Source organism: Microbacterium sp. cx-59 (genome assembly GCF_020805625.1).
Lineage (GTDB): Bacteria > Actinomycetota > Actinomycetes > Actinomycetales > Microbacteriaceae > Microbacterium.
The window spans coordinates 44,119-70,497 of the sequence record NZ_JAJHGO010000004.1 but is presented as its reverse complement, the minus strand read 5'-3'; the positions used below and the strand labels follow the sequence as shown (position 1 = coordinate 70,497).

Below are 26,379 nucleotides of genomic sequence, written 5' to 3'. Positions count from 1 at the left end.
AACGGTACGACGCCATCATGGCGGACGGGTCAGACACGCTCCCGGGGCTTGACAGCGCGCTCAGGCGACGGGGCCCACGGGCGTCCACTGCCCGAACTTCGGCAGCCGTCCGTCGCCCGAGGACCGACCCGTCAGACGCCGACGCACCCACGGGCCGACGTGAGTGCGGTAGTACGCGGCTCCGCGGAGCCGCACCGTGCGGTCCTCCTCGGTCAGCGACCACCAGTCGTGCGGCGGAGTGTGGCCGAGAGAGGTCAACACCCGCGCCGCGACGCGGTGGTGTCCGCGAGAGTTCATGTGCAAGCGGTCTTCCGACCAGTAGTCCGGCCGCGAAAGCTCGTCGTCGGGCCAGTTCAACGCGCGGAACACGTCGTCGCGGCCGGCGATCCGGTCGACGACCGCCACCGAGAGCTCGTCGCCGCGGCGCTGCACGAGGCGGCCCATCGGCAAGTGGGCCGACGGATTCGCGCCCGACAACAGGATCACCCGGACGCCTTCCGCGTCGCACCGCTCGAGCACACGCGTGAACGCGTCCGCGACGTGAGCGATCGTCGTGCGCGGCCGGAGCATGTCGTTGCCCCCGCCGTTGAACGACAGGTGGGTCGGGCGCAGCGCGAGTGCGGGCTCGAGCTGCTCCTCGACGATCGGCCAGACGAGCTTCCCGCGGATGGCGAGGTTCGCGTATGAGATCGGCTCACCCACCGCATCCGCCCATCCCTGGGCGACGATGTCTGCCCAGCCGCGAACGGTCCCGTCGGGCAGTTCGTCGCCGACGCCCTCGGTGAATGAATCGCCGATCGCGACGTAGCGGATAGAGGGTGCAGGCACCGGCTCAGCTTAGGGCCGGCGACCGCTCATCGAGCGCGCGGCCACGACGGTCGGCGAGACCGAAGGTCGCAGCCCCGGCGATCACGAAGAACGCCGCGAACACCACGAACAGGAGCGGTGCGCCGCCGAGGGCGAGCAGCGGCGGCACCGACAGCGGGGCGAGGATGGAGGCGATTCGTCCGATGCCGGCCGCCCACCCGCTGCCGGTCGCCCGCAGCGGTGTGGGGTAGGTCTCGGGAGTCACGGCGTACAGCGCACCCCATGCCCCGAGATTGAAGAAGGACAGCGACATTCCGGTGACGATGACCATGACCTCGCCGCTCGATACCCCGAACAGCACGGCGGAGACGGCGGACCCCGCGAGGAACACGACAAGAGTGATCCGCCGACCCCACCGCTCGATCGCCCACGCGGCGACGAGGTAGCCGGGGAGCTGGGCGAGCGTGATCAGCAGCGTGAAGCCGAACGACCGCACCAGGTCGTAGCCCTGCGAGACAAGGATCGTGGGAATCCAGATGAACGCGCCGTAGTACGAGAAGTTCACGCAGAACCAGACGATCCAGAGGCTCGCGGTGCGGCGACCGAGACCGGGCGCCCACAGAGCCGCGAGTCGATCGCGGGCGGATGCGGCCGGCGCCACGGGCGCCACGACCAGCGGCGGCGATGTGCTCAGGTGACCCGCGGACCGCTCCAGAGCGGTCACGATGTCGTCGGCTTCGGTGTATCGGCCGCGGGATGCGAGCCACCGCGGCGACTCTGGCAGGCCCCACCGCACGATGAGCGCGTACACCGCCGGCACTGCCCCGAGCGCGAACGCCCACCGCCAGCCATCAGCGGACGCGGGAATCACGAAGTAGCCGATGAGGGCGGCCGCCGTCCAACCGATCGCCCAGAAGGCCTCGAGCAGCACGACGAGTCGGCCCCGCATCCGCGCCGGTGCGAACTCGCTCACGTAGGTGGAGGCAACGGGAAGCTCGGCGCCAAGGCCGAGACCGACGATGAATCTCAGCACCAGCAGCGCGGCGAGCCCGCCGACCAGTGCGCTGGCACCTGTGGCGATCCCGTAGACGAGAAGGGTCACAGCGAAGACCTGCCGTCGACCGAACCGGTCGGCGAGGAGACCCCCGACGCTCGCTCCCACGGCCATCCCCACGAACCCGATCGACGCGATCAGGCTCGTCTCCGCCGGCACGAGGTCCCACTGCTGGGCGAGCACGGCGATCACGAACGAGATGATGCCGACGTCCATGGCATCGAGCGCCCAGCCGAGACCCGACCCGGTCAGCACCTTCAGATGCTTGCGGGTGAAGGGAAGGTCGTCGAGTCGTTCGCCGAGCGGCAGCACGGAAGGAGCAGTCATCGCGGATCCTCGATCGATCAGTCGTCGGCGAGCATGTCGCGCACGAGCGGGACGACCTTCGACCCGTACAGCTCGATGGAGCGCAGCATCCGCTCGTGCGACAACGTGCCGTTCGAGAACTTGAGGTCGAAGCGGTCGAGTTTCAGCGTGCGGACGGTCTCGGCGATCTTCCGCGCGACGGTCTCCGGCGACCCGGCGTACATGGCGCCGCCCGGTCCGACATCGTGCTGGAACTGCAGCCGGCTGTACGGCGGCCATCCGCGGTCGCGGCCGATGGCGTTGCGGTTGACCTCCATCGCCGGATACGCCTCATCCCAGGCCTGCTGGTCGGTGTCCGCGATGTGCCCGGGCGAGTGCACGCCCACCGGCAGACGATCACGGCCGGCACCGTCCAGAGTGCGGTGGAAGAGATCGACGTACGGGCGGAAACTGGAGGCGGGTCCGCCGATGATGGCGAGCATGAGGCCGAACCCGTAGCGCGCCGTGCGGAGCACGGATTCGGGCGACCCGCCCACGCCGACCCACGCGCGGATGCCGTTCTCGGTCTTCGGGAAGATGTCGGCGTTCGTGAGGCCGGCGCGGGTGGTTCCCGACCACGTCACCGGCTTCTCGTTCATCAGCCGACTGAACAGATCGAGCCGCTCCTCGAAGAGCACTTCGTAGTCCTGCAGGTCGAAGCCGAACAGCGGGAAGGACTCGATGAACGACCCGCGCCCGAGGATCACCTCGGCCCGCCCGTTCGAGATGGCGTCGAGCGTCGCGAACCGCTCGTACAGTCGCACCGGGTCATCCGAGGACAACACGGTGACCGCCGTGCCCAGGTGGATGTGACGGGTGCGGGCCGCGGCCGCCGACAGCACGATCTCGGGGCTCGACACCGCGAACTCCCGACGGTGGTGCTCCCCCACGCCGAAGAACGACAACCCCACCTCGTCGGCGAGGACCGCCTGGTCGACGACGTTCCGGATGGTCTGCGCGTCGGTGAGCAGCGCGCCGCTCTCATCGGCGGTGACATCTCCGAACGTGTCGAGCCCGAACTCCACTGCAGCGCTCATGCCGCCCTCACTTTCGATTCACGTGCATGTAACGGGGGTGGCGCACGCGCTATTCCGCGTCGGCGGGTCGAATCAGGACTGCAGCGCCGACCGCAGGGTGTCCAGGCCCACACCGCCGACATCGAGAGCGCGCTTGTGGAAGTCCTTGATCGAGAACGCGTCGCCCTGCGCCGCACGGGTGTCGTCTCGGATCTGCTCCCAGATGCGCTGACCGACCTTGTATGACGGCGCCTGTCCCGGCCAGCCGAGGTAGCGGTTGACCTCGAACTGGATGAACTCGTCGGACATGTTGACGTTGCGGCGCATGAAGTCCAGGGCGTACTCGTGGTCCCACACGCCCGTGCCGTCCAGGCGCGGCTTCTTCAGGTGCACGCCGATGTCGAGGACGACGCGGGCCGCCCGCATCCGCTGGCCGTCCAGCATGCCCAGCCGATCGGCGGGGTCATCGAGATAGCCGAGCTGTTCCATCAGACGCTCCGCGTAGAGCGCCCAGCCCTCCGCGTGACCCGACGTGCCGGCGAGCAGTCGGCGCCACGAGTTCAGCTGCCCGCGGTTGTACACGGCCTGCGCGATCTGCAGGTGGTGACCGGGAACGCCCTCGTGATAGACCGTCGTGAGTTCCCGCCAGGTGTCGAACGACGTGACCCCCTCGGGAACCGACCACCACATGCGTCCCGGGCGGGAGAAGTCGTCGGTCGGGCCGGTGTAGTAGATGCCGCCCTCCTGCGTGGGCGCGATCATGCACTCGAGTCGGCGAATCGGCTCGGGGATGTCGAAGTGCGTGCGGCCGAGCTCGGCGACGGCCCGGTCGCTGGTCGCCTGCATCCACTCGCGAAGCGCGTCCGTGCCGTGCAGCTTGCGCGAATCGTCGGACTCGAGGTACGCCACGGCCTCCTCGACCGAAGCCCCCGGGAGGATCTCGTGAGCGATCGACTCCTGCTCGGCGACCATGCGCGCGAGTTCTTCGACCCCCCACTCGTACGTTTCGTCGAGGTCGATCGTCGCCCCGAGGAAACGGCGGGAGTGCAGTGCGTAGAGCTCGCGACCGACCGCATCCTCTTCAGAGGCGACCGGGGCGAGCTCCGTGATGAGGAACTGGGCCAACGTGTTGTACGCCACGCGTGCGGCTCCCGACTGGTCGGCGAGCTCCCGTGCGAGCGAGGCAGGCAGGTGACCTTCGGCGGGGTCCGCGTCCGCCACGAACACCGCGAAGAAGCCGTTGTCGGCGGTGTACCGGTTGATCTGCGTCGCCACCTCGGACACCTGACGGCGTGCCGGCGTCACGCCTGCAGCGATGCCGGCACGCAGGGTCTCGATGTATCCCTCGATCGCTGCCGGAACGCCGCCGAGGCGCTGGGCGATGACGGCCCAGTCCTCCACCGTGTCGGTCGGCATGAGGTCGAACGCCGAGCGGATGTCTTGGGCGGGCGAGGCGATCACGTTCAGATCACGCAGCGACGCGTTCGCGGCGTGGAGCTCGAGATCCAGTCGCAGTTCGCGGCCCAGGTCTTCTTTCGTGACCGCGTCGATCGCGTCGACCGGGATGGCGCGGTCGAGGCGCTCGAGTGCCACGCGTGCTGCCTCGGCGTACCGCTTCGCACCGGCGGGCGAGTAGTCGCCGAACCGTCCGTTGTGCTCGAATCGGCCGATGTAGGTCGCGACCGTCGGGGCGAGTTCTGCCACGGTGTCGACCCACTCTTCAGCGATCTCATCGATCGAGGTGGGGATGCGCGATGGTTCCGTCATGCCATCGAGCCTACGCAGGCCGGGGTGACCGGCCAACCCGGGTCAGTGACCGGCGATGTTCCAGTCGGTGCCATGACCGATCTGCACATCGAGCGGCACGGTGAGGGTGGCTGCGTCGCCCATCCGGTGGCGAACGATCTGTTCCGCGGCGTCCCACTCCCCCGGCGCGACCTCCACCACGAGTTCGTCGTGGATCTGCAGGAGCACCCGGGAAGAGAGCTGCTGAGCGCGGAACTCCTCGTGGATGCGGAACAGCGCGATCTTCATGATGTCGGCGGCGCTGCCCTGGATGGGGGCGTTCAGCGCCGCGCGCTCGGCGTTCTCGCGAAGCACCCGGTTGGGGCTGGCGAGGTCAGGGAACGGTCGGCGGCGCCCGAAGATCGTCTCGGTGAACCCGTCGATCCGCGCCTGCTCGACCGAGGAACGGAGGTAGTCGCGCACCGCGCCGAACCGGGCGAAGTACTCGGTCATGAGCTGCTTCGCCTCGGACTGTTCGATGCGCAACTGCTTCGACAGTCCGAACGCCGACAGCCCGTACACGAGCCCGTACGACATGGCCTTGACCTTGGTGCGCATCGCCGGCGTCACATCAGCCGGGTCGACGCCGAACACGCGTGCACCGACGAACCGGTGCAGGTCTTCGCCCGAGCGGAACGCTTCGACGAGACCAGGATCTTCCGACAGATGCGCCATGATGCGCATTTCGATCTGCGAGTAGTCGGCGGTCAGCAGAGTCTCGTACCCCGCGCCGACTTCGAACGAGGAGCGGATGCGGCGGCTCTCTTCGTTGCGGATCGGAATGTTCTGCAGGTTCGGGTCGGTGCTGGAGAGCCGGCCGGTCTGGGAGCCCGTCTGCAGGTACGTGGTGTGGATGCGCCCGTCGGCGCCGATCGCGGCGTCGAGGGACTCGATGATCTGACGCAGCTTCGTCGCCTCGCGGTGCTGCAGCAGGAGATCGAGGAACGGATGCGGGTTCGAGTCCTGCAGATCCGCGAGCACGGCAGCATCCGTCGAATACCCGGTCTTGGTCTTGCGGGTCTTCGGCAGCTGGAGGTCTTCGAACAGCACCTCCTGCAATTGCTTGGGCGACCCGAGGTTCACCTCGCGGCCGATCGCGACGAACGCGTCTTGCGCGATGCGTTCCGCGCGTGCGCCGAGCTCGGCCGAGAACGTCGACAGCTTCTCGTGCGAGACGGCGACGCCGGCGAGCTCCATGTCGGCGAGAGTGACGAGCGTCGGCAGCTCGATGTCGGTGAGCACCTCGGCCACGCGTCCGGTGACCTCGGCGCGGAGCGCGGCTCCGACGCGGAGGACGAACCAGGCCAGCTGCCCGGGAGTCGCCCCCTCGGTCTCGGGGACGAGCTGCGCCGGGTCGGCTTCGGGAAGCTTCTCGCCGAGGTAGCGGTCGACGAGGTCTGCGAGGGTCTTGTCAGGAAAGCTCGGGCGGATCAGCCATCCGGCGATCAGCGTGTCGAACGCGAGTCCGTGCAGGCGCACCCCCGCGCGGTGCAGGGCTTTGACCTGACCCTTCGCGTCGTGCAGCACTTTCGGGGCCGCGGAGGCGAGCCAGGGCGCGATCGCCGCGGAGATCTCCTCCGTCCAGGTGGCTTCGACCACCGACTCGGTCGTGGCGATTCCGATGCGCGCCGGGAGACCGTTCTCGATTGTGACCGTCAGTGCACGCTCATCGGAGTCGGACGCCAGCCACGCGGTGAGCGCGGCAGCATCCGTCTCGCTCGCCTGCGGGACGGCGACCGAGGGTGCGGTCGTCGCCGAGCCCTCTGAGGCGTCGGTTCCGGTCGCCTCGAACACGCGCGGGAGGAGCGTGCGGAACTCGAGCCGGGCGAAGATGTCGCGCACGGCTTGCGTGTCGATCGGCTGGCGGAGGAGGTCGGCGGGAGTGACCGGCAGCTCGACGTCGGTGAGAAGCCGGTTGAGGGCGCGGTTACGGCGCACATCATCGATGTGGTCGCGGAGGTTGCCGCCGACAACACCCTTGATCTCGTCGGCGTGGGCGAGGAGTTCGTCGAGCGAGCCGTACTGGGTGAGCCATTTCACCGCCGTCTTCTCGCCGACCTTCGGAACTCCGGGCAGGTTGTCGCTCGTCTCACCCACGAGGGCTGCGATCTCGGGGTACTGGGCGGGCGGCACTCCGTAACGCTCCCGCACCGTCTCGGGCGTGTAGCGCTTGAGCTGCGAGACACCCTGCACACTCGGGTAGAGCAGCGTGACCTCGTCGTTCACCATCTGGATGGAGTCGCGGTCGCCCGAGCACACGAGCACGTCGTAGCCCGCCTCGACGCCCTGCGTCGCGAGGGTCGCCAGGATGTCGTCAGCCTCGATGTCTTCTTTCGTCAGCACCGTGATCTGCATCGCGCGCAGGCACTCCTGCAGCAGCGGGATCTGGCCGGAGAACTCGGGCGGGGTCTCGCTGCGCGTCGCCTTGTAGGCCGGGTACTCGCGGGTGCGGAACGACACGCGTGAGGTGTCGAAAGCGACTGCCACATGGGTCGGGTTCTCGGCCTTCAAGAGGTTCACGAACATCGACAGGAAGCCGTAGACCCCGTTCGTGTGCTGACCGTCCTTGGTCGTGAAGTTATCGACCGGCAGCGCGTAGAAAGCGCGGAACGCGAGCGAATGGCCGTCGACGACCAGAAGAGTAGGCTTTGCGGAGTCCGTCACCCTGCCAGCCTAATCAGCGGCGCAGACACCACGACACGGGCGACGAAGCGAGGACCTGCCGCGATGACCGAAACGACGCCCCCGCTCGATGGGATCGCCTGGGCCATGCAGCGCGGCAACGGCGCACTGGCCGACAAGATGGGCTTCGAGTGGGTCGAGCTGACGGTCGATCGTGCCGTGGCGACCATGCCGGTGGCGGGCAACACGCAGCCGGTGGGCCTGTTCCACGGAGGCGGCTACGTCGTGCTCGGCGAGTCGCTGGGCTCCATGTCGGCGAACCTGTACGCCGGCCCGGGCAAGCTCGCCGTCGGAGTCGACATCAACGCGACGCACACCCGGTCCGCGACCTCTGGTCACGTCACGGGCGTCTGCACGCCGATCCACCTGGGCCGCACGATGACGGTGCACGAGATCGTCGTGAGCGACGATCAGGGTCGGCGGTGCTCCACCATCCGCATCACGAACCTCATCAAGGACGCGCCCGCCGAGCGCTGAGGCTCTGTGGCGCGAGCGGGTCTTGCGGCCTTCTCTCCGCGAGACGGGATCTTCGCGCCGAGACCGTGGGGTTACCCCGCTGTCTCGGCGCCCGGATCCCGTTTCGCGGTCGGGAGGGACTACTTCTTCGCGGCCAGCTGTTCGATGATGGCCTTCGCGACGTCCTGCATGGTGAGACGGCGATCCATGGATGCCTTCTGAATCCAGCGGAAGGCCTCGGGCTCGCTGAGGCCCATCTTCTCGTTGAGCAGGCCCTTGGCCCGGTCGACGAGCTTGCGGGTCTCGAAGCGCTCGACCATGTCGGCGACCTCTGCCTCGAGCGTGATGATCTGCTCGTAACGGGCGAGGGCGATCTCGATCGCGGGCAGCAGGTCGTTGGGCGTGAAGGGCTTCACGACGTACGCGAGTGCGCCGGCTTCGCTGGCCCGCTCGACGAGCTCCTTCTGGCTGAACGCGGTCAGCAGCACGACGGGAGCGATGTGGTTCTTGCTCAGCTTCTCGGCGGCGCTGATGCCGTCGAGCTGCGGCATCTTCACGTCCATGATCACGAGGTCGGGGCGGAGGTCGGTCGCCAGCTGCACGGCGGTCTCACCGTCTCCGGCTTCGCCGACGACGTCAAAACCGTTGTCGCGCAGGATCTCGACGATGTCGAGACGGATGAGCGACTCGTCCTCTGCGACCACCACGCGGCGGGGTGCGGACGGCGTGTTGGCGGGGGCATCCAGGTCAGTCACTCCTGAATCCTACGGCACGGCCTGTCACGGCGCGGCGTGCACGCGCGCGCGGGACGGATCGGCTTCCGGATGCATCCGCGCCTACGCCCCGAGGACGGTGCGCACCTGCGCTAGTCTCGATGGCGGCGTGCGACTCAGTTGCCGCGTGCCGGTGTGGCGGAATGGCAGACGCGACCGACTCAAACTCGGTTGCCCGAAAGGGCGTGTGGGTTCGACTCCCACCACCGGTACCGATTCGGATCGCAGATCGTGCGTGTGCCGATTTCGGCTAAATGACCGCATGAACGTCGCGGTGTCAGTGGCGCGGAGTCCGGGTTCCTCGTGCGGAGCGAAGTGCTCCGGTGACTCACGCTGCCGCGGCGAGGAGATGCTGGTTGCGTGCGGCGATGAGCCTCCGCAGATAGGGAACGAGAACGAGCCGCTCGGCGATGACGCCGAACACCGGTGATGCGAGAGTGATCGTGTCGGTCATAGCGGTCCGTCCGGACGGAAGACGCTCGAACCGGTGCTCGTGGTGAAACACACGAAACGGACCGCGCACCTGCTCGTCCACGAAGCGCGTCGCTTTGTCCCACGATGTGATCTTCGAGGTCAACGTGAACCAGACGCCGAAGTGACGCGCGTGCCACGTCACCGTCTCACCCGGTCCGATTCGCCCCGTCGTCGTGCCCGCGATCGCACGCTCTCCGGAACGGGCCATCGACGTCATATGCGCATCGATGTCGAGTGACAGATCGAACAGGAGTTCCGCTTCGACGTCCGTGACCGTGATAAGGGTGAAGGTCGACGTCATGGGATCGATTCCATCATGCCGAGCTCCATGTGATGCCCGCCGGGCGTGTCGGGTGGGGTCAGGGTCGCCACGGTACGGCGTTCCGCGCTCGCTCGGCCTCCCGCGCCGCGGCACCCGCGCGCGATCGTGCCTCGGCGCTCTCCCGGCGCAGGCGTTCGGCGTCGGATGCAGCCGCCTCCGCATCCGCCACGGCACGATCGAGCGCGACGCGCAGGTCGTCGGCTCGCGCGCGCAAGGACCTCGCCTGTTCCTCCGCCTTCGCGCTCCGTGCGTCGGCTCGCTCCGCGTCGCGCACGGCGGCGGACGCCGCGTGCTCCGCGGTTCGCGCCGCTTCTTCCGCCGCTTTCCGCGCGCGGCGCTCGACCAGGTCGTTCCGCACCGGGCTCGCCGCCCGAGCTGCGCCGTCGGGCGCCGAGCCGGCCACGTACTCGCTCACGGCCTCACCGTCGAGCTGGCCCGCCTCGAGCGGTGCGAGCAGCCGGCCCGTCAGCACCGCCGCGGCGACCGTCTCATCCACGACGGCCGCGTTGATGGTCTGGGTGACCGCGTCTCTGGCCGACGGACTCAGGGGCGTGCCCGCCGCCTGGGCGAGGTCCGCGGCCCGCTTCGCGAGCGACGCGACGAGCTGTCGGCGCTGCCGACCCAGCTGCGTGAGCTCCTTCGCGTCCAGATCATCCTGCGCGTCGCGGAGGGCAGCCGAGAGCTCAATGGCCTCGGCGAGCTGCCCCTCGCGGACCAGGATGTTCACCGCCCATGCGGAGACCGCGGGCTTCCGAAAAGCCTTGATCGTCGAAGCCGCAGCTCCGGATGCGGATGCCACCGCCGCGTTCCGCGCGGCCGTGAACTGGGTGGGCGGAAGACCGTAGAGCGCGGCGGCCACCGCATCCGCTTCGTCCTCGATGCCGGCCATGTTCTCATTCTGCCGGTCGCTCCGCTCGGAATGATCCCGGTGCTCCCGCGCTTGCATCGGGGTATGAGAGCAATCGTCTACTCCCGCACCGGTGCCTCCTCCGTCCTTTCCGCTGTCGAGCGGGAGCCGGCGACGCCCGGTCTGGGCGAGGTCCGCGTGCGCGTCGCCGTCTCGGGAGTGAACCCGACCGACTGGAAGGCGCGCGCCGGCAACGGTGCTGCTCCCGACTTCGCCGAGATCGTCCCGAATCAGGACGGCGCGGGCGTCATCGACGCGGTCGGAGGCGATGTCACGCACGTCGCCGTCGGCGATCGCGTGTGGGTGTACCTCGCCGCTCACCAGCGACCCACCGGAACCGCCCAGGAACGGACGGTGCTGCCGGCCCGTCACGTCGTCCGCTTGCCGGACGGCACCGGCTTCGACGTCGGAGCGAGCCTCGGAGTGCCGGCGATGACCGCGCACCGTGCGCTGACGGTTCACGAGTTCGGACCCGCCCACCTCTCCCCCGGCGCGCTCGACGGGCGTGTCGTGCTCGTGCAGGGAGGCGCGGGCGCCGTCGGTCACACGGCGATCCAGCTTGCGGTCTGGGCCGGTGCCACCGTGATCGCCACGGTGAGCAGCGAGGCGAAAGCCGCTCTCGCCCGCGCCGCCGGCGCCCATCACGTCCTGCAGTACCCGGACGAGCAGCTGTCGACCCGCATCCGGGACCTCGCCCCGAACGGCGTCGACCACATCGTCGAGGTCGCCCCGGCCGTCAACGCCGCTCTCGATGTCGAGGTCGCGGCTAACCACGCCAGCGTCGCGTACTACGCCAACAACAACGGGAACGACTTCACGGCGCCGATCGTCGCGAGCTTCGCGAAGAACATCCGTTGGCAGGGACTCCTGCTCTACACCGTCGGCGAACCCGCCCTCGACGCCGCCGCACAGGACATCACCGCGGCTCTCGACGACGGTGCGCTGCCGGTCGGCGCCGCGTCCGGACTTCCGCTCACATGGTTCGATCTCGACGACACCGCTGCGGCACACGATGCCGTCGCGCAGGGTGAGATCGGCAAAGTACTGATCCGCGTCTCCGCAGACGTGCCGGAGTAGTCGCCTCCACCACGAAGAGGAGGGGCCCCGACTCGGGACCCCTCCTCTTCAAGCACCTGCCGGCTGCTACTCGCCCGACTTGTAGATCGGCGCGAGGCCGTTGACGGCGTCGCCGATCCGGTGGATGCGGATGTCGTTGGTCGAACCCGCGATTCCGGGAGGGGAACCGGAGATCACGACGACCTTGTCGCCCTCGACGGCCAGGCCGTGCGAGAGGAAGAAGTCGTCGACCTGCATGAACATCCGGTCTGTGTGCGGCACGTGCTCGACGAGAGACGAACGGATGCCCCACGTCAGCGCCATCCGGCGACGGATCGCCGGGTCGGGCGTGAACGCCATCATCGGGATGTGCGGGCGCAGACGCGACATGCGCCGCGCGGTGTCACCGGACTCGGTGAAGATGCAGAGCCACTTCGCCTCGACGAACTCCGCGACCTCCATCGCGGCGAGCGTGATCGCGCCGCCCTGGGTGCGGGGCTTCGTGTTGAGCGGCAGGATGCGGTCGAGACCGTGCTCCTCGGTCGAGGCCACGATGCGCGCCATCGTCTCGACGACACCCACCGGATACTTGCCGACGCTGGTCTCGCCCGAGAGCATGACCGCATCCGCACCGTCGAGAACGGCGTTCGCGACGTCGGACGTCTCAGCGCGCGTGGGCACCGGGTTGTCGATCATCGACTCGAGCATCTGGGTGGCGACGATGACGGGCTTGGCCATCCGGCGGCAGAGCTCGACCGCGCGCTTCTGCACGATCGGCACGGCCTCCAGCGGAAGCTCGACACCGAGGTCGCCGCGGGCGACCATGATGCCATCGAACGCGTCGATGATCTCTTCGAGGTTGTCGACGGCCTGCGGCTTCTCGATCTTGGCGATGACCGGGATGCGCCGGCCTTCCTCGGCCATGATCTCGTGGACACGATCCACGTCCTCTGCGCTGCGCACGAAGGAGAGGGCGATCACGTCGGCGCCGGCGCGGAGGCCCCAGCGAAGGTCGGCCTCGTCCTTGTCGGACAGGGCCGGCACGTTGACCGCGACGCCGGGCAGGTTGATGCCCTTGTTGTTCGAGACGGGGCCGGCGACGATCACCTTCGTGGTGACGACGACACCATCGGTCTCGACGACCTCGACGCGCACCTTGCCGTCGTCGATCAGGAGGAAGTCACCCGGCTTCACGTCCTGAGGCAGGCCCTTGAAGGTCGTTGAGACGATCTCCTTCGTGCCGAGGATGTCTTCGACCGTGATCTTGAATATGTCGCCGACAGCGAGGAAGTGAGGTCCGTCGGCGAACTTGCCGAGACGGATCTTCGGACCCTGGAGGTCGACGAGGACGGCGACCGCTCGGCCCGCGTCATCCGCGGCCCGACGCACGTTCGCGAAGTTCGCGTCGTGCACGGAGTAATCCCCGTGGGAAAGGTTGAGGCGGGCAACGTCTACACCTGCGTCGATGATCGCGCGGACCATCTCGTAGGACGATGTTGCCGGGCCGAGGGTTGCGACGATTTTCGCGCGTCTCATCGGTGTGTTGTGCTCCGGTTCATTGGGTGGGGGAACGCATTCAGCCTACGCGCGCTGCAGCCCGATGGCGACATCGTCCGGTTGAACGGGCGAGGGCAGAGCGGTGTCTCCCATGAGGTAACGGTCCACGGATGCTGCCGCCGCGCGGCCTTCCGCGATCGCCCACACGATGAGGGACTGTCCGCGACCCGCGTCGCCGGCGACGAACACGCCGGGCGTGGTGGCCTGGTAGTCCTTCGCGCGTTCGACGTTGCCCCGATTCGTGAACTGCGTGCCCAGCTGCGTCTCCAGCTCGGTGCGCTCCGGGCCCGTGAAGCCGAGCGCGATGAGCACGAGGTCCGCCGGGATCTCCCGCTCGGTGCCGCTCTTGGGTACGCGGCGTCCGTCGATGTACTCGGTCTCCGCGACGCGGAGCGAGCGCACCTCGCCGACCTCGTTCGCAAGGAACTCGACCGTGGAAGCGAGGAACATCCGCTCGCCGCCCTCTTCGTGCGCAGAGGAGATCTCGAACAGGGTCGGCGTCGTCGGCCACGGCTGGTTCTCGGCGCGCTCCGCCGGCGGCTGCTTTCCGATGGCGAGGTTCGTGACGCTGAGGGCACCCTGCCGGTGCGCCGTTCCGATGCAGTCCGCGCCGGTGTCGCCGCCGCCGATGACGACGACGTGCTTGCCTTCGGCGGAGATCTGGTTGTGCACCTGGTCGCCGGCCACCGCGTGGTTGGACTCGACGAGGTACTCCATCGCGTAGTGCACGCCCGCCAGATCCCGGCCGGGGATGGCGAGGTCGCGCGGCACGGTCGAGCCGGTCGCGATGACGACCGCGTCGTAGCGCGTCCGCAGGTCGGACCAGCTGATGTCACGGCCGATCTCGACTCCGGCGCGGAAACGGGTGCCCTCGTCTTGCATCTGCCGCAGGCGCGACTCGAGGTGCTTCTTCTCCATCTTGAAGTCCGGGATGCCGTAGCGCAGCAGTCCGCCGATGCGGTCGTCGCGCTCGAAGACGGCAACCGTGTGCCCCGCGCGCGTCAGCTGCTGTGCGGCGGCCAGACCCGCGGGACCCGAACCGACGACGGCAACGGTCTTTCCGGTCAGACGCTCCGGCGGCTCCGGCTCGACCCACCCGTGTGCGAACGCATCGTCGATGATCGAGACCTCGACCTGCTTGATCGTGACCGGCGGCTGGTTGATGCCCAGCACGCACGAGCTCTCGCACGGCGCCGGGCACAGCCGGCCCGTGAACTCGGGGAAGTTGTTGGTCGCGTGCAGGCGCTCGATGGCCGCACGGCCCTCCCCGCGCCAGGTCAGGTCGTTCCACTCCGGAATCAGGTTGCCCAGCGGGCAGCCCTTGTGGCAGAACGGCACACCGCAGTCCATGCAGCGACCCGCCTGACGGCGGAGCACGGCGGAATCGCCCGGCTCGTACACCTCTTTCCAGTCCATGATGCGAACCGGAACCGGTCGGCGAGAGGGAAGCTCCCGCTCCGTGACCTTTAGAAAACCTTTCGGGTCAGCCACCCGTCACCTCCATGATGCGGCCCCAGACGACGTCGCCATCGGGGTCGAGCCCCTCGGCCAGCGCCTGTTCTCGGGTCTGCAGCACTGCTGCGTAGTCGCGCGGAACGATCCGCACGAAGTTCTTCACTTCCTCCTCGAAGTTCTCGAGGAGGTTCGCTGCCAGCACGGAGTCCGTCTCGGTGACGTGACGCTGCAGCAGGTCGCGGAGGATCTCCGCATCGCCCGACCCGAGCGGGCCGAGTTCGAGCTCACCCGAGGCGAGCGAGTCGCGGTTGACGAGGTTCTCGTCGAGGCGGTGGATGTACGCCGTGCCGCCCGACATCCCGGCGCCGAGGTTGCGTCCCGTCGCGCCGAGGATCACCGCGAGGCCGCCCGTCATGTACTCGAGCGCGTGGTCGCCCACGCCCTCGACGACGGCCGTCGCCCCGGAGTTGCGAACCAGGAAGCGTTCGCCCACCGAGCCGCTCAGGAACATCGTGCCCTGGGTGGCGCCGTAGCCGATGACGTTGCCGGCGATGACGTTCTCGGATGCGGCGAAGGTCGCACCGCGCGGTGGCCGAACCACGATCTGACCGCCCGACAGGCCCTTGCCGACGTAGTCGTTCGAGTCGCCTTCGAGTCGCAGGGTGATGCCCGCCGGCATGAAGGCGCCGAAGGACTGTCCGGCCGAGCCGACCAGGTCGACCACGATCGAGTCGGACGGAAGACCGTTCTGGCCGTGCGCCTTCGTGACGTGGTGACCGAGCATCGTGCCCACCGCTCGCTCGGTGTTGCGGATCGGGAGCGAGATCCGGACGTGACCGCCGCGCGCGATGACGTCCTGCGCGCGCTCGATGAGTCCGACGTCGAAGTGCTCCTCGAGCTCGTGCAGCTGGCCGCGCAGGTTGCGACGCGGTTCCTCGTCCGAGAACGCGGGGCCCTCGAGCACGGGAGCCAGGTCGAGACCGCTCGCCTTCCAGTGCTCCACGGCGCCGTTGACGTCGAGGAACTCGGTGCGGCCGATGGCCTCGTCGAGGGTGCGGAAGCCCAGCTCCGAAAGGTACTCACGAACCTCTTCGGCGATGAACTCCATGAAGTTCACGACGAACTCCGGCTTGCCGTTGAAACGGGCGCGGAGCACCGGGTTCTGCGTCGCGACACCCACGGGGCAGGTGTCGAGATGGCACACGCGCATCATGATGCATCCGGAGACGACCAGCGGAGCGGTCGCGAAACCGAACTCCTCGGCGCCGAGCAGGGCGCCGATGACGACATCGCGGCCGGTCTTCAGCTGACCGTCGACCTGCACCACGACACGGTCGCGCATGCCGTTGAGCATGAGCGTCTGCTGCGTCTCGGCGAGACCGAGTTCCCACGGCGTTCCGGCGTGCTTGAGCGAGTTCATCGGGCTGGCGCCGGTACCACCGTCGTGGCCGGAGACGAGGATGACGTCGGCCAGAGCCTTCGCCGTTCCCGCGGCGACCGCACCGATGCCCGACTGGCTCACGAGCTTCGCGTGCACCCGAGCGGACGGGTTCGCCCGCTTCAGGTCGAAGATCAGCTGCTTGAGGTCTTCGATCGAGTAGATGTCGTGGTGCGGGGGCGGTGAGATGAGGCCGACTCCGGGTGTGCCGCCGCGGGTGCGGGCGACCCACGGGTACACCTTCTGCGGGGGCAACTGACCGCCCTCGCCGGGCTTCGCGCCCTGGGCGAGCTTGATCTGGATGTCGTCGGCCTCGGTCAGGTACAGGCTCGTCACGCCGAACCGCCCGGAGGCGACCTGCTTGATGGCGCTGCGCCGGCGCGGGTCGAGCAGACGATCGACGTCTTCTCCGCCCTCGCCCGTGTTCGACTTCGCGCCGATGCTGTTCATCGCGATCGCGAGCGTCTCGTGCGCCTCCTGCGAGATCGAGCCGTAGCTCATCGCTCCGGTGGAGAAACGCTTGACGATCGACGCGACGGACTCGACCTCATCGATCGGCACGCGCGGACGTACACCGGTCTTGAGACCGAACAGGCCGCGGAGCGTCTTGAGCTCCTGAGCCTGGTCGTCGACGAGCTTCGTGTACTCCCGGAAGACGTCGTATCGCCGTTCCCGCGTCGCGTGCTGCAGCCGGAAGACGGTGTCGGGGTTGAACAGGTGCGGCGAGCCGTCTCGACGCCACTGGTACTCCCCGCCGGTCCAGAGCCGCTCGTGGGCACGGGCGGCCGCATCCTCGGGGTACGCGAACGCATGGCGCGCCGCGTTCTCCGTGGCGACGACCGAGAGTCCGACGCCGCCGAGCTTCGACTCGGTGCCGGTGAAGTAGGCGTCGATGAACTCCTGCGACAGCCCCACCGCTTCGAACACCTGGGCGCCCGCGTAGGAGGAGACGGTCGAGATGCCCATCTTCGACATGATCTTCAGGACGCCCTTGCCGAGCGCCTTGATGAGGTTCGCGACGGCCTTCTGCGGCGCGATCCCAGTGATGTAACCGGCGCGCACCAGGTACTCGACGGTCTCCATCGCGAGGTACGGGTTCACCGCGGATGCGCCGTAGCCGATCAGCGTCGCGACGTGGTGAACCTCGCGCACGTCGCCCGCCTCGACGACGAGCCCGACCTTCATCCGCGTCTCCTTGCGGATCAGGTGGTGGTGCACGGCCGCGAGCATGAGCAGAGACGGGATCGGCGCGAGATCCTTGTTGGAGTCGCGGTCGCTGAGCACGATGAACTCCGCGCCGTCCTCGATCGCGCGGTCGACCTCGGCGCACATCTGCGTGAGGCGCTTCTCCATGCCCTTCGCGCCCGCGGCGGCCCGGTACAGGCCACGAACGGTCACCGAGGTGCGTCCGGGCAGCGCCGTGTCGATGTGCTGGATCTTCGCGAGTTCGTCGTTGTCGATGACGGGGAAATCGAGAGTCACCGTGCGCGCGTGATCGGCGCCCCAGCTGAGCAGGTTCGGCTCGGGGCCGAGTCCGAGCGACAGCGACGTGACGACCTCTTCACGGATCGAGTCGAGCGGCGGGTTGGTCACCTGCGCGAACTGTTGGGTGAAGTAGTCGAACAGCAGACGCGGGCGGTCGCTGAGGACGGCGACGGGGGTGTCGCTGCCCATCGCCCCGAGCGGCTCTGCGCCCGTCTGACCCATCGGGGTCAGCAGGATGCGGACCTCTTCCTCGGTGTAGCCGAACGTGCGCTGACGACGGGTGATCGAGGCGATCGGGTGCACGATGTGCTCGCGCTCGGGCAGCTCGGAGAGGCGCACGCGCCCCGCATCCAGCCATTCCTGCCACGGCTCGAGCTCAGCGAGCTGCTGCTTGATCTCGCCGTCGCCGACGATGCGCTGCTGCGAGGTGTCGACGAGGAACATCCGACCCGGGCGAAGGCGTCCGCGGCGCTTGATGCGCTCGGCCGGGAAGTCGAGCACACCCGTCTCGCTGCCGATGACGACCAGGCCGTCGGTGGTCTCGGTCCACCGACCGGGACGCAGGCCGTTGCGGTCGAGCGTCGCACCGACGACCGTTCCGTCGGTGAAGATCAGCGCGGCGGGGCCGTCCCAGGGCTCCATCTGCATCGAGTGGTATTCGTAGAACGCGCGGAGCTTCGGATCCATGTCCGGCTGCTTCTCGTACGCCTCCGGCACCATCATCATGATGGCGTGCGGCAGGCTGCGACCGGTGAGGGTCAGCAGCTCCAGGACCTCGTCGAACGACGCGGAGTCGCTCGCGCCTTCGGTGCAGATCGGCAGCAGCGGACGGATGTCGCCGAGCACCTCGGACTCGAGCTGCGACTGGCGCGCCCGCATCCAGTTCCGGTTGCCGTTGACGGTGTTGATCTCGCCGTTGTGCGCCAGCATCCGGAGCGGCTGCGCGAGCGGCCACGAGGGGAACGTGTTCGTCGAGTACCGGGAGTGCACCACCGCGAGCTCGGACGCGAAGCGCTCGTCCTGCAGGTCGGGGTAAAACGGCTCGAGCTGGAGCGTGGTGACCATGCCCTTGTAGCCGAGCGTGCGGCTCGACAGCGACACGAAGTAGGCGTTCAGTTCGTTCCGGGTGCGCTTGCGGAGGCGGAACACCCGACGGTCGAGCTCGATCCCCGACAGCGCGGGGGCGTCGCCCGACGCGGGACGCGAGAGGAAGAGCTGCTCGAACACGGGCCGCGCCTCGAGCGCCAGCTTGCCGAGGTGCTCCTCGACGGTCGGCACCTCGCGCCATCCGAGAACGACCAGGTTCTCGGATGCGGCAAGCCGCTCGATCCCGGACTTCTGCGCGGCGCGCTCGTCGTCATCGCGCGGGAGGAAGGCCATTCCCGCCGCGTACTCCCCCACCGGCGGCAGGTCGAACTCGACGACCGCTCGGAGGAACGCATCCGGCATCTGCGTCAGAATGCCGGCGCCGTCACCGGTTCCTGCATCCGACCCGATCGCACCGCGGTGCTCCAGGTTCCGGAGCGCGGTGAGTGCCAGGTCGATGATGTCGTGACCGGCTTCACCACGCAGCGTCGCCACCATGGCGAGACCGCAGGCGTCCTTCTCGAACGCCGGGTTGTACATCCCCTGCTTGGCGGGGAAATCGGCGAGGGTCTGCGACCCGTGCGCGCGATGACGGGGGCTCGGAGCCATACCAACCGTCCTCATGTTGTTGCTTTTACGGGGACGACGTCGGCCCTGGGAGTTATTCGAGACGTCCGGAGCTTGTGGCTGTGCGCTCGGTGCTGACTTCTGCTGCGGGCGGTTCGCTCACGTCAACGAAGTCGTCGGTGTCTTGCGAGTGTAGCGCCGTCTTGTCGACCCATTCGCGACCCGGCCGATACGGCGAGGGCTCGAGTCCCGGATGGCGGCGCTTCTGCACGATCACGATGACGAGTCCGATGACCACACCGATGATCGCCGCCCACACGTTCGAGCGGAGCCCGAAGTAGATCTCACTCGGGTCGATCCGGATGTTCTCCCAGACGATTCGGCCTGCGCTGTACCAGATCAGGTACAGACCGAACAGACGACCCCACTGGAGCGTGAAGCGCTTTCCGGCCCACAGGATGACCGCGGCGCCGAGCAGATTCCAGATCACCTCGTAGAGGAAAGTCGGCTGGAAAAGCGTGCCGTCTGGCAGTCCCGCCGGGATCGCGGCGTTGCCCGGATCGATCTCCAGTCCCCACCACGCATCCGTCGGCTGACCGAACAGCTCCTGGTTGAAGTAGTTGCCGAATCGGCCCATCGCCTGCGCGATCAGCATGCCCGGAGCCACCGCATCCGCGAACGTCCAGAACCGGATGCCAGTCCAGCGGCAGCCGATCAACGCACCGATGGCGCCACCGATGAGCGCACCGTAGATGGCGATGCCGCCCTCCCAGATGGCCCAGACGGTGCCCGTCCGCCAGGCGATCTCACCGTTCTCGAACGTGAACAGCACCCACGGGTTGCTGCCGTCGCCGAAGTAGAACCCCGGGTGGGTCAGCACGTGGAAGATGCGCGCTCCGATGATCGCGATCGGGATCGCGAACAGGCAGATATCGATGACGACCCACGGCTCTGCACCGCGTCGGCTGAGCCGACGGTTCGTCAGCAGCACCGCCACGATGATGCCGGCGATGATGCACAGCGCATAGAAGTGGATGCGCAGCGCACCGATCTCGAAGTAGCTGATCGAGGGGCTCGGGATGCTGCCGAACACGGATAGTGCCGAGAAAGTCACGACGGCGAGTCTACTGGGCTGTCGGACGTGCGCCGCGCGCCGTGCTTCGTGGGGGCCGGCGGGGTTGGCAGCGCGCCACAACTCCTCCAGAACCCGTCGCTCGGAGCCCCCAGCGGCGTGCGGGTACCGGATTGAAGGAGTTGTGGCGTGCGGGGCGTCGTGTCGCCGCGGGTTCGCTCCGCTCTGCCGACCGACCGCTGCGCTCCCGCGATGGCGGATCGCGTGCGGTCTACGGCGACAACTCCTCCAGAATGAGCGTTCCGGTGCCACTCGGCACCCGAACGGCCGGGATTGGAGGAGTTGTGCGCTGCGGGTCAGGCTGAGCGGGTGCCGTCGGCGAGAGCCCGAGCGGTGCGGGCGAGCTCGTCGAGCCCGCCGTCACGAAGCGCGCGAACGAGCGCGGTCCCGACGATCGCCCCGTCGGCGTAGTCCAGAACGCCGGAGACCTGATCTGCCGTGGAGATTCCGATGCCGACGCACGCGTGCTCGACGCCGCGCTCGCGAAGACGCGCCACGAGGGTCCGTGCCGCCGCATCCAGCTCAGCGCGCTCCCCCGTGATACCCATCGTCGAGACCGTGTAGACGAACCCGGTCGAGTTTCGCGCGACGAGCTCGAGGCGTTCGTCCGTCGACGTCGGTGCGGCGAGGAAAACGCGGTCCAGGCCCGTCCGCTCGCTCGCGGCGATCCAGTCGGCCGCCGCCTCCGGCGTGATGTCGGGGGTGATCAAACCCGCGCCGCCGGCCGCGGCGAGCTCATCCGCGTATCGGTCGACACCGTACTGGAACACCGGGTTCCAGTACGTCATGACGAGAACCGGGATGTCGACACGGGCGGCGATCTCCTGCACGGCCGGGAAGATGTCGCGCAACCGGAAGCCGCCGGCCAGCGCGTGCTGGGTCGCCTCTTGGATGACAAGACCGTCCATGACCGGATCGGAATACGGCGGGCCGAGCTCGAGGATGTCGGCTCCGTTCTCCGCGAGCGTGACGGCCGCCTCGATGCTCGTGCGGAGATCCGGGAACCCGAGCGGCAGATAACCGACGAACGCTCCGCGCCCTTCGGCTTTCGCGGCATCGATCGCCGCGGCGACGCGCGAGCTCACAGCTCCGTCCCCTCGCCCTTGGCTTCCTCCGTGGGCGCGGGAACGTCCACGGGTGATCCGTCATCGCCGGCTTCGGCGTCGTACAGCTCGAAGTAGCGGGCGGCGGTGTCCATGTCCTTGTCGCCGCGACCGGAGAGGTTCACCACGATCACCGACTCCGGACCCAGCTCGGGGCCGAGTCGCACCACGGCCGCCAGGGCGTGCGCCGACTCGATGGCGGGGATGATCCCCTCGGTGCGCGAGAGCAGGCGCAGCGCCTGCATCGCCTCGTCATCGGTCGCCGGAATGTACTGCGCGCGACCGATCGACGAGAGCCACGCGTGCTCGGGGCCGACGCCGGGATAGTCGAGCCCGGCCGAGATCGAGTGGGACTCCACCGTCTGACCGTCTTCGTCTTGCAGCACGTACGTCTTCGCGCCGTGCAGGATGCCCGGTCGCCCGCGCTCGATGGAGGCCGCGTGGCGCGGGGTGTCGACGCCGTCGCCGGCCGCCTCGACGCCGTACAGCGCGACACCCTCGTCGTCGAGGAACGCATCGAACATGCCGATCGCGTTCGACCCGCCGCCGACGCACGCGAAGACCGCATCCGGAAGCCGGCCGATCGTCTCGAGCATCTGCGCGCGAGTTTCTTCGCCGATGATCTTCTGGAAGTCGCGCACCATGGCCGGGAACGGATGCGGTCCTGCGGCGGTGCCGAAGATGTAGTTCGTCGTCTCGACGCTCGACACCCAGTCGCGGTACGCCTCGTTGATCGCGTCCTTCAGCGTGCGGGAGCCGGTCGTCACCGGGATGACCTCGGCGCCGAGGAGCCGCATCCGCGCGACGTTCAACGCCTGACGCTCGGTGTCGACCTCGCCCATGTAGATCGTGCAGTCGAATCCGAAGAGCGCCGCAGCGGTCGCGGTCGCCACACCGTGCTGTCCTGCCCCGGTCTCGGCGATCACGCGCGTCTTGCCGAGGCGCTGGGTGAGCAGCGCCTGCCCGATGACGTTGTTGATCTTGTGGGACCCGGTGTGGTTGAGGTCTTCGCGCTTGAGGAAGACCCGTCCGCCGCCCGCGTGCTCGGCGAACCGGGCGACCTCGGTGAGTGCGGACGGTCGGCCGGCGTAGGAGTTCAACAGCCCCGTCAGTTCGGTGGCGAACGCGGGGTCCGCCATGGCCGTCTCGTAGACCTCGGTCAGCTCGTCGATCGCGGCGATGAGCGATTCGGGCATGTACCGGCCGCCGAACTCACCGAAGAACGGACCTTTGGCATCGCGGAGTTTCATGAACCGACCTCCAGGAAGGATCGCAGGGTGGCGACGGGGTCGCCGGTGACGAGGGCTTCGCCGACGAGCACGACGTCCGCGCCCGCGTCGCGATAGTGGCGGACATCCGCGGGCTGCAGCACGGCGGACTCGGCGATCTTGACCGCATCCGCCGGGAAGCTGTCGGCCAGGCGGCCGAACAGGTCACGGTCGAGGTCGAACGTGGAGAGGTTGCGGGCGTTCACGCCGATGAGTCGCGCCCCGATATCGGCGGCGCGGGCGAGCTCATCGGCCGAGTGCGTCTCCACGAGAGGCGTCATCCCGAGCTGTCGCACCAGGTCGTGAAGCTCGACCAGCAGCGGTTGCTCGAGCGCCGCGACGATCAGCAGCACCAGGTCGGCACCCGAGGCGCGCGCCTCCAGCACCTGATACGGGGTGGCGATGAAGTCCTTGCGCAGCACCGGCAGCGCCACGGACGCGCGCACGGCCTCGAGGTCGGCGAGGCTGCCCTTGAATCGGCGACCCTCGGTGAGCACGGAGATGGCGCTCGCTCCGCCCTGCTCGTAGAGCGACGCCTGGTGGGCCGGATCGGGGATGGCGGCGAGATCACCTCGTGAGGGGCTCGCGCGCTTCACCTCGGCGATGATCTTGACGCGGTCGGCGGGGGCCAAGGCGGCCAGCGCGTCGAGCGCGGGGGTCTGCGCGAGTGCCGCGCGTTCCACCTCGGCGATCGGACGCACAGCGGCGCGGGCCTCGGCATCTTCCACCGCGCCGGCCATCAGGTCGGCGAGCACGCTCAGTGCTCTTTCGCGATGTACTTCGACCCGTTGGCGCCCCAGCCGGCGCGCGACATGATCCAACCCACGATGGCGCCGATCACGAGCAGAACCACCGATGCCCACACGAGCGCCGGCAGGTCGAGCACGAAGAACAGGGTGCCGAAAGCGACGGCGACGAGCATGATGATGACCGCCGTCCATGCTGCCGGGGAGTGTCCGTGGCCCGGGTCGCCGATGGGGTTGCTCATGAGTCTCCTTCGCGTGGCGCGGGCATCTCGTGCCCGGCTCTCAGTCTAGCGGGGGGTCTGCGGGGTCGTTGGATCGTCGCCACGGCTGAGGTCGTCCCACGAGTCGACGGCATCGAGGGGTCCATCGGTGGTGCGTCGCGCGGCCCGACGGGCGGCAGCCTCGTACTTGCGAGTCCCGCTCGGCCACCGCATCCCGGTCACGACGACGAAGACTCCGACGGCGGCGAGAACGAGCGCCGCGAGCGCTGCGACGAAGGGCCACGCCGTCGTCGATGTCGACGACACGAGGTCGCCGACCGCCGAGTCGCCGGCGATCCCGGTGACCTCGGTGACGCTCGGGGTGATGGCGGATGCGGGCACCCCGACCAGGAGCGGCGCGACCAACGTCGCGAGCAGCACGGCGATCAGCACCGTGAGGAGGCCGAACACGAGCCGCAACGCGCGCCCGACGATCGACAGCGCCGCGCCGAGAGCCAGGACGGCGAGGCTCAGCGGGGCGAGAACCGGGATGGCGGTGGCTCCCGCCACGGCGACATCCGACGTCGCGCCGCCGGTCAGCACCACGTGCACCCAGGTCTGGGTCGACGAGATGACGCCCGCGGCTCCCGCGAGGAGAGTCACAAGGACCGACGTCGAGCGGGCGCGCCGCATCAGCGATCGCCGCGCACGGGGTCGAGGTCGTCGCTGTCGAAGCAGGTGCGGGTACCGGTGTGGCACGCGACCCCGACCTGATCGACGCGGACGAGGATCGCGTCCCCGTCGCAGTCCAGGCGGGCGCCCTTCACCAGCTGCATGTGACCCGAGGTGTCGCCCTTGCGCCAGTACTCCTGGCGTGAGCGCGACCAGAAAGTCACCCGACCGGACGTGAGTGTGCGGCGGAGGGCCTCCGCATCCATCCATCCGAGCATCAGCACCTCACCGGTGTCGTACTGCTGGATGATCGCCGCCACGAGTCCGTCGGCCGTGAACGTCACCCGGGAGATGCGCTCGTCGAGCGTCTCACTCATGCGCGCACCTCGATTCCGGCGTCGGTCAGGGCGGACTTCACGTCGCCGACCGTCAGCTGCGCGGAGTGGAAGACGGATGCGGCGAGCACCGCATCCGCGCCGGCCTGGATCGCGGGGGCGAAGTCCTCGGCCGCACCGGCGCCGCCCGACGCGATCACGGGCACCCGCGCGATCTCGCGCATCAGCGTGACCAGCTCGAGGTCGAACCCGTCCTTGGTGCCGTCGGCGTCGATCGAATTCACGAGCAGCTCACCGGCGCCGCGTTCGATGGCTTCCTGCGCCCACTCGACGGCATCGAGCGTGGTCAGGGTCCGGCCGCCGTGCGTCGTCACGACGAAACCCGACGGCGTGAGCGGCGCGCGCTTCACGTCGAGCGAAAGAACGAGCACCTGCGCACCGAAGCGGTCGGCGATTTCGTCGATGAGAGCGGGACGGGCGATGGCCGCCGAGTTCACGCCCACCTTGTCGGCGCCCACCCCGAGCAGACGCGCGACATCCTCCGCGGAGCGCACTCCCCCGCCGACCGTCAACGGGATGAACACCTCTTCGGCGGTGCGACGCACCACGTCGTACGTGGTCGCGCGCTCGTCGACCGTCGCCGTCACATCGAGGAAGGTGAGTTCGTCAGCGCCCTGCTCGAAGTAGAGCCGCGCAAGTTCGACCGGGTCGCCCATATCGCGGAGATTCTCGAAGTTGACGCCCTTCACCACGCGCCCGGCGGCCACGTCCAGGCACGGGATGACCCGGCAGACGAGGCTCATCAAAGCCTCGCGGCGTGGATTTCGGTGACCAGGATGGCGCGCGCGCCGATGGCGTAGAGCTCGTCCATGACCTGATTCACGTTCTTCCGCGGGCTCATCACCCGAACGGCCACCCACGCGGGGTCGCGCAGCGGCGAGATCGTGGGCGACTCGATGCCGGGCGCGACCGCGATCGCGGCGTCGATGAGTTCGACCGGGAGGTCGTAGTCCACCAGCACGTAGCGCTGCGCAACGAGCACTCCGCGCAGGCGACGCAGCAGCGTGTCGAGTCCGGCCGGCTCTTCGGGGCCGGTGATGAGCACCGCATCCGACTCGAGCAGGACGGGACCGAAGATCTCCAGCCCCGCCTGGCGGAGCGTGGTACCGGTCGAGACCACATCGGCGACCGCATCCGCAACGCCCAGTTCGACCGCGGACTCCACCGCACCGTCGAGCGGGACGAGGTCGACAGCGATGCCCTGCTCGTCGAGATATGCGTCGACGAGGCCCGGGTACGCGGTCGCGACCCGCACGCCGTCGAGATCCTTCAGCTCGTGGAAGCGCCCCGGAGGCGCCGCGAAGCGGAACGTCGACCCGCCGAAACCGAGAGCCTCGATCTCGCGGGCGCCCGGCATCCGGGCATCGAGCAGCAGGTCGCGCCCGGTGATGCCGACATCCAGCGCTCCCGAGCCGACGTAGGTCGCGATGTCCTTCGGACGGAGGTAGAAGAACTCGACATCGTTGACCGGGTCGATCACGTGCAGGTCTTTGGGGTCGCGGCGACCGGTGTACCCGGCCTCGGCCAGCATGGCGTGCGACGTCTCAGCCAGTGAACCCTTGTTGGGCACGGCGATTCTCAGCATGGGGAAAGACTCT

22 protein-coding genes and 1 tRNA gene are annotated in these 26,379 nt (G+C 68.5%); 3 read left to right on the top strand and 20 right to left on the bottom strand.

The window, feature by feature from the left end; translation table 11 throughout:
• Positions 1 to 60 precede the first annotated feature (60 nt).
• The 5 genes from LMI96_RS03720 to polA all read right to left on the bottom strand — a co-directional run bounded on the left by LMI96_RS03720 (position 61) and on the right by polA (position 7,671).
• Positions 61 to 828: an SGNH/GDSL hydrolase family protein gene (locus LMI96_RS03720; protein WP_228360523.1), complete on the bottom strand. Its 768-nt coding sequence runs from the start codon at positions 826 to 828 to the stop codon at positions 61 to 63.
• A gap of 4 nt (positions 829 to 832) precedes the next feature.
• Positions 833 to 2,188, bottom strand: coding sequence for an MFS transporter (locus tag LMI96_RS03715; RefSeq protein ID WP_228360522.1), 1,356 nt, complete (start codon positions 2,186 to 2,188; stop codon positions 833 to 835).
• A gap of 17 nt (positions 2,189 to 2,205) precedes the next feature.
• Positions 2,206 to 3,243 (bottom strand): LLM class flavin-dependent oxidoreductase, encoded by a 1,038-nt coding sequence (locus LMI96_RS03710; RefSeq protein ID WP_228360521.1) that lies wholly within the window; start codon positions 3,241 to 3,243, stop codon positions 2,206 to 2,208.
• 72 nt (positions 3,244 to 3,315) lie between these two features.
• Positions 3,316 to 4,989: a DUF885 domain-containing protein gene (locus tag LMI96_RS03705; RefSeq protein WP_228360520.1), complete on the bottom strand. Its 1,674-nt coding sequence runs from the start codon at positions 4,987 to 4,989 to the stop codon at positions 3,316 to 3,318.
• Between the two features lie 42 nt (positions 4,990 to 5,031).
• A complete protein-coding gene (gene polA / locus LMI96_RS03700; RefSeq protein WP_228360519.1) occupies positions 5,032 to 7,671 on the bottom strand; it encodes a DNA polymerase I in 2,640 nt (879 codons plus the stop codon).
• Between the two features lie 63 nt (positions 7,672 to 7,734).
• Between polA and LMI96_RS03695 the strand changes: the two genes are divergently transcribed.
• A complete protein-coding gene (locus LMI96_RS03695; protein ID WP_223721252.1) occupies positions 7,735 to 8,166 on the top strand; it encodes a hotdog fold thioesterase in 432 nt (143 codons plus the stop codon).
• A 119-nt stretch (positions 8,167 to 8,285) separates the two neighbouring features.
• Here LMI96_RS03695 and LMI96_RS03690 read toward each other — a convergent pair whose 3' ends face one another.
• Positions 8,286 to 8,900: an ANTAR domain-containing response regulator gene (locus LMI96_RS03690; RefSeq protein ID WP_223721251.1), complete on the bottom strand. Its 615-nt coding sequence runs from the start codon at positions 8,898 to 8,900 to the stop codon at positions 8,286 to 8,288.
• Positions 8,901 to 9,047: 147 nt separating this feature from the next.
• Between LMI96_RS03690 and LMI96_RS03685 the strand changes: the two genes are divergently transcribed.
• Positions 9,048 to 9,130 (top strand) — tRNA-Leu (locus LMI96_RS03685).
• Between the two features lie 116 nt (positions 9,131 to 9,246).
• Here the strand turns inward: LMI96_RS03685 and LMI96_RS03680 are convergent.
• Positions 9,247 to 9,693 carry an SRPBCC family protein gene (locus tag LMI96_RS03680; RefSeq protein WP_228360518.1) on the bottom strand — a complete coding sequence of 149 codons (447 nt, stop codon included), beginning with the start codon at positions 9,691 to 9,693 and terminating at the stop codon, positions 9,247 to 9,249.
• Between the two features lie 58 nt (positions 9,694 to 9,751).
• Complete coding sequence (locus LMI96_RS03675; protein ID WP_228360517.1) at positions 9,752 to 10,603, bottom strand: transposase; 852 nt, start codon at positions 10,601 to 10,603, stop codon at positions 9,752 to 9,754.
• Between the two features lie 63 nt (positions 10,604 to 10,666).
• On the opposite strand from LMI96_RS03675, the gene LMI96_RS03670 reads away from it, so the two are divergent.
• A complete protein-coding gene (locus LMI96_RS03670; protein WP_228360516.1) occupies positions 10,667 to 11,698 on the top strand; it encodes an NADPH:quinone reductase in 1,032 nt (343 codons plus the stop codon).
• A gap of 66 nt (positions 11,699 to 11,764) precedes the next feature.
• On the opposite strand, the gene pyk is transcribed toward LMI96_RS03670, so the two are convergent.
• The 12 genes from pyk to hisG form a co-directional block, all read right to left on the bottom strand.
• Positions 11,765 to 13,213 carry a pyruvate kinase gene (pyk, locus tag LMI96_RS03665; RefSeq protein ID WP_228360515.1) on the bottom strand — a complete coding sequence of 483 codons (1,449 nt, stop codon included), beginning with the start codon at positions 13,211 to 13,213 and terminating at the stop codon, positions 11,765 to 11,767.
• A gap of 45 nt (positions 13,214 to 13,258) precedes the next feature.
• Positions 13,259 to 14,725 (bottom strand): glutamate synthase subunit beta, encoded by a 1,467-nt coding sequence (locus tag LMI96_RS03660; protein WP_223721246.1) that lies wholly within the window; start codon positions 14,723 to 14,725, stop codon positions 13,259 to 13,261.
• Positions 14,718 to 19,307 (bottom strand): glutamate synthase large subunit, encoded by a 4,590-nt coding sequence (gltB, locus tag LMI96_RS03655; protein ID WP_374197905.1) that lies wholly within the window; start codon positions 19,305 to 19,307, stop codon positions 14,718 to 14,720. The genes LMI96_RS03660 and gltB overlap by 8 nt, the downstream gene beginning before the upstream one ends.
• A 52-nt stretch (positions 19,308 to 19,359) precedes the next feature.
• The gene (lgt, locus tag LMI96_RS03650; RefSeq protein ID WP_223721244.1) at positions 19,360 to 20,379 is read right to left on the bottom strand and encodes a prolipoprotein diacylglyceryl transferase; all 1,020 of its coding nucleotides are present in this window, start codon (positions 20,377 to 20,379) and stop codon (positions 19,360 to 19,362) included.
• A gap of 314 nt (positions 20,380 to 20,693) precedes the next feature.
• A complete protein-coding gene (trpA, locus tag LMI96_RS03645; protein WP_228360514.1) occupies positions 20,694 to 21,482 on the bottom strand; it encodes a tryptophan synthase subunit alpha in 789 nt (262 codons plus the stop codon).
• Positions 21,479 to 22,750 (bottom strand): tryptophan synthase subunit beta, encoded by a 1,272-nt coding sequence (trpB, locus tag LMI96_RS03640; RefSeq protein WP_223721242.1) that lies wholly within the window; start codon positions 22,748 to 22,750, stop codon positions 21,479 to 21,481. The genes trpA and trpB overlap by 4 nt, the downstream gene beginning before the upstream one ends.
• Complete coding sequence (gene trpC / locus LMI96_RS03635) at positions 22,747 to 23,523, bottom strand: indole-3-glycerol phosphate synthase TrpC (RefSeq protein WP_228360513.1); 777 nt, start codon at positions 23,521 to 23,523, stop codon at positions 22,747 to 22,749. Before trpC ends, trpB begins: the two co-directional genes overlap by 4 nt.
• A gap of 2 nt (positions 23,524 to 23,525) precedes the next feature.
• The gene (locus LMI96_RS03630; protein WP_223721240.1) at positions 23,526 to 23,756 is read right to left on the bottom strand and encodes a DUF6704 family protein; all 231 of its coding nucleotides are present in this window, start codon (positions 23,754 to 23,756) and stop codon (positions 23,526 to 23,528) included.
• 45 nt (positions 23,757 to 23,801) lie between these two features.
• Positions 23,802 to 24,407 (bottom strand): Trp biosynthesis-associated membrane protein, encoded by a 606-nt coding sequence (locus LMI96_RS03625; protein WP_228360512.1) that lies wholly within the window; start codon positions 24,405 to 24,407, stop codon positions 23,802 to 23,804.
• On the bottom strand, positions 24,407 to 24,763 hold the full coding sequence (gene hisI / locus LMI96_RS03620; protein ID WP_223721238.1) for a phosphoribosyl-AMP cyclohydrolase: 357 nt from the start codon (positions 24,761 to 24,763) through the stop codon (positions 24,407 to 24,409). Before hisI ends, LMI96_RS03625 begins: the two co-directional genes overlap by 1 nt.
• Complete coding sequence (hisF, locus tag LMI96_RS03615; RefSeq protein WP_223721237.1) at positions 24,760 to 25,524, bottom strand: imidazole glycerol phosphate synthase subunit HisF; 765 nt, start codon at positions 25,522 to 25,524, stop codon at positions 24,760 to 24,762. The genes hisI and hisF overlap by 4 nt, the downstream gene beginning before the upstream one ends.
• A complete protein-coding gene (gene hisG / locus LMI96_RS03610; RefSeq protein ID WP_223721236.1) occupies positions 25,524 to 26,366 on the bottom strand; it encodes an ATP phosphoribosyltransferase in 843 nt (280 codons plus the stop codon). The genes hisF and hisG overlap by 1 nt, the downstream gene beginning before the upstream one ends.
• Between the last annotated feature and the right edge of the window lie 13 nt (positions 26,367 to 26,379).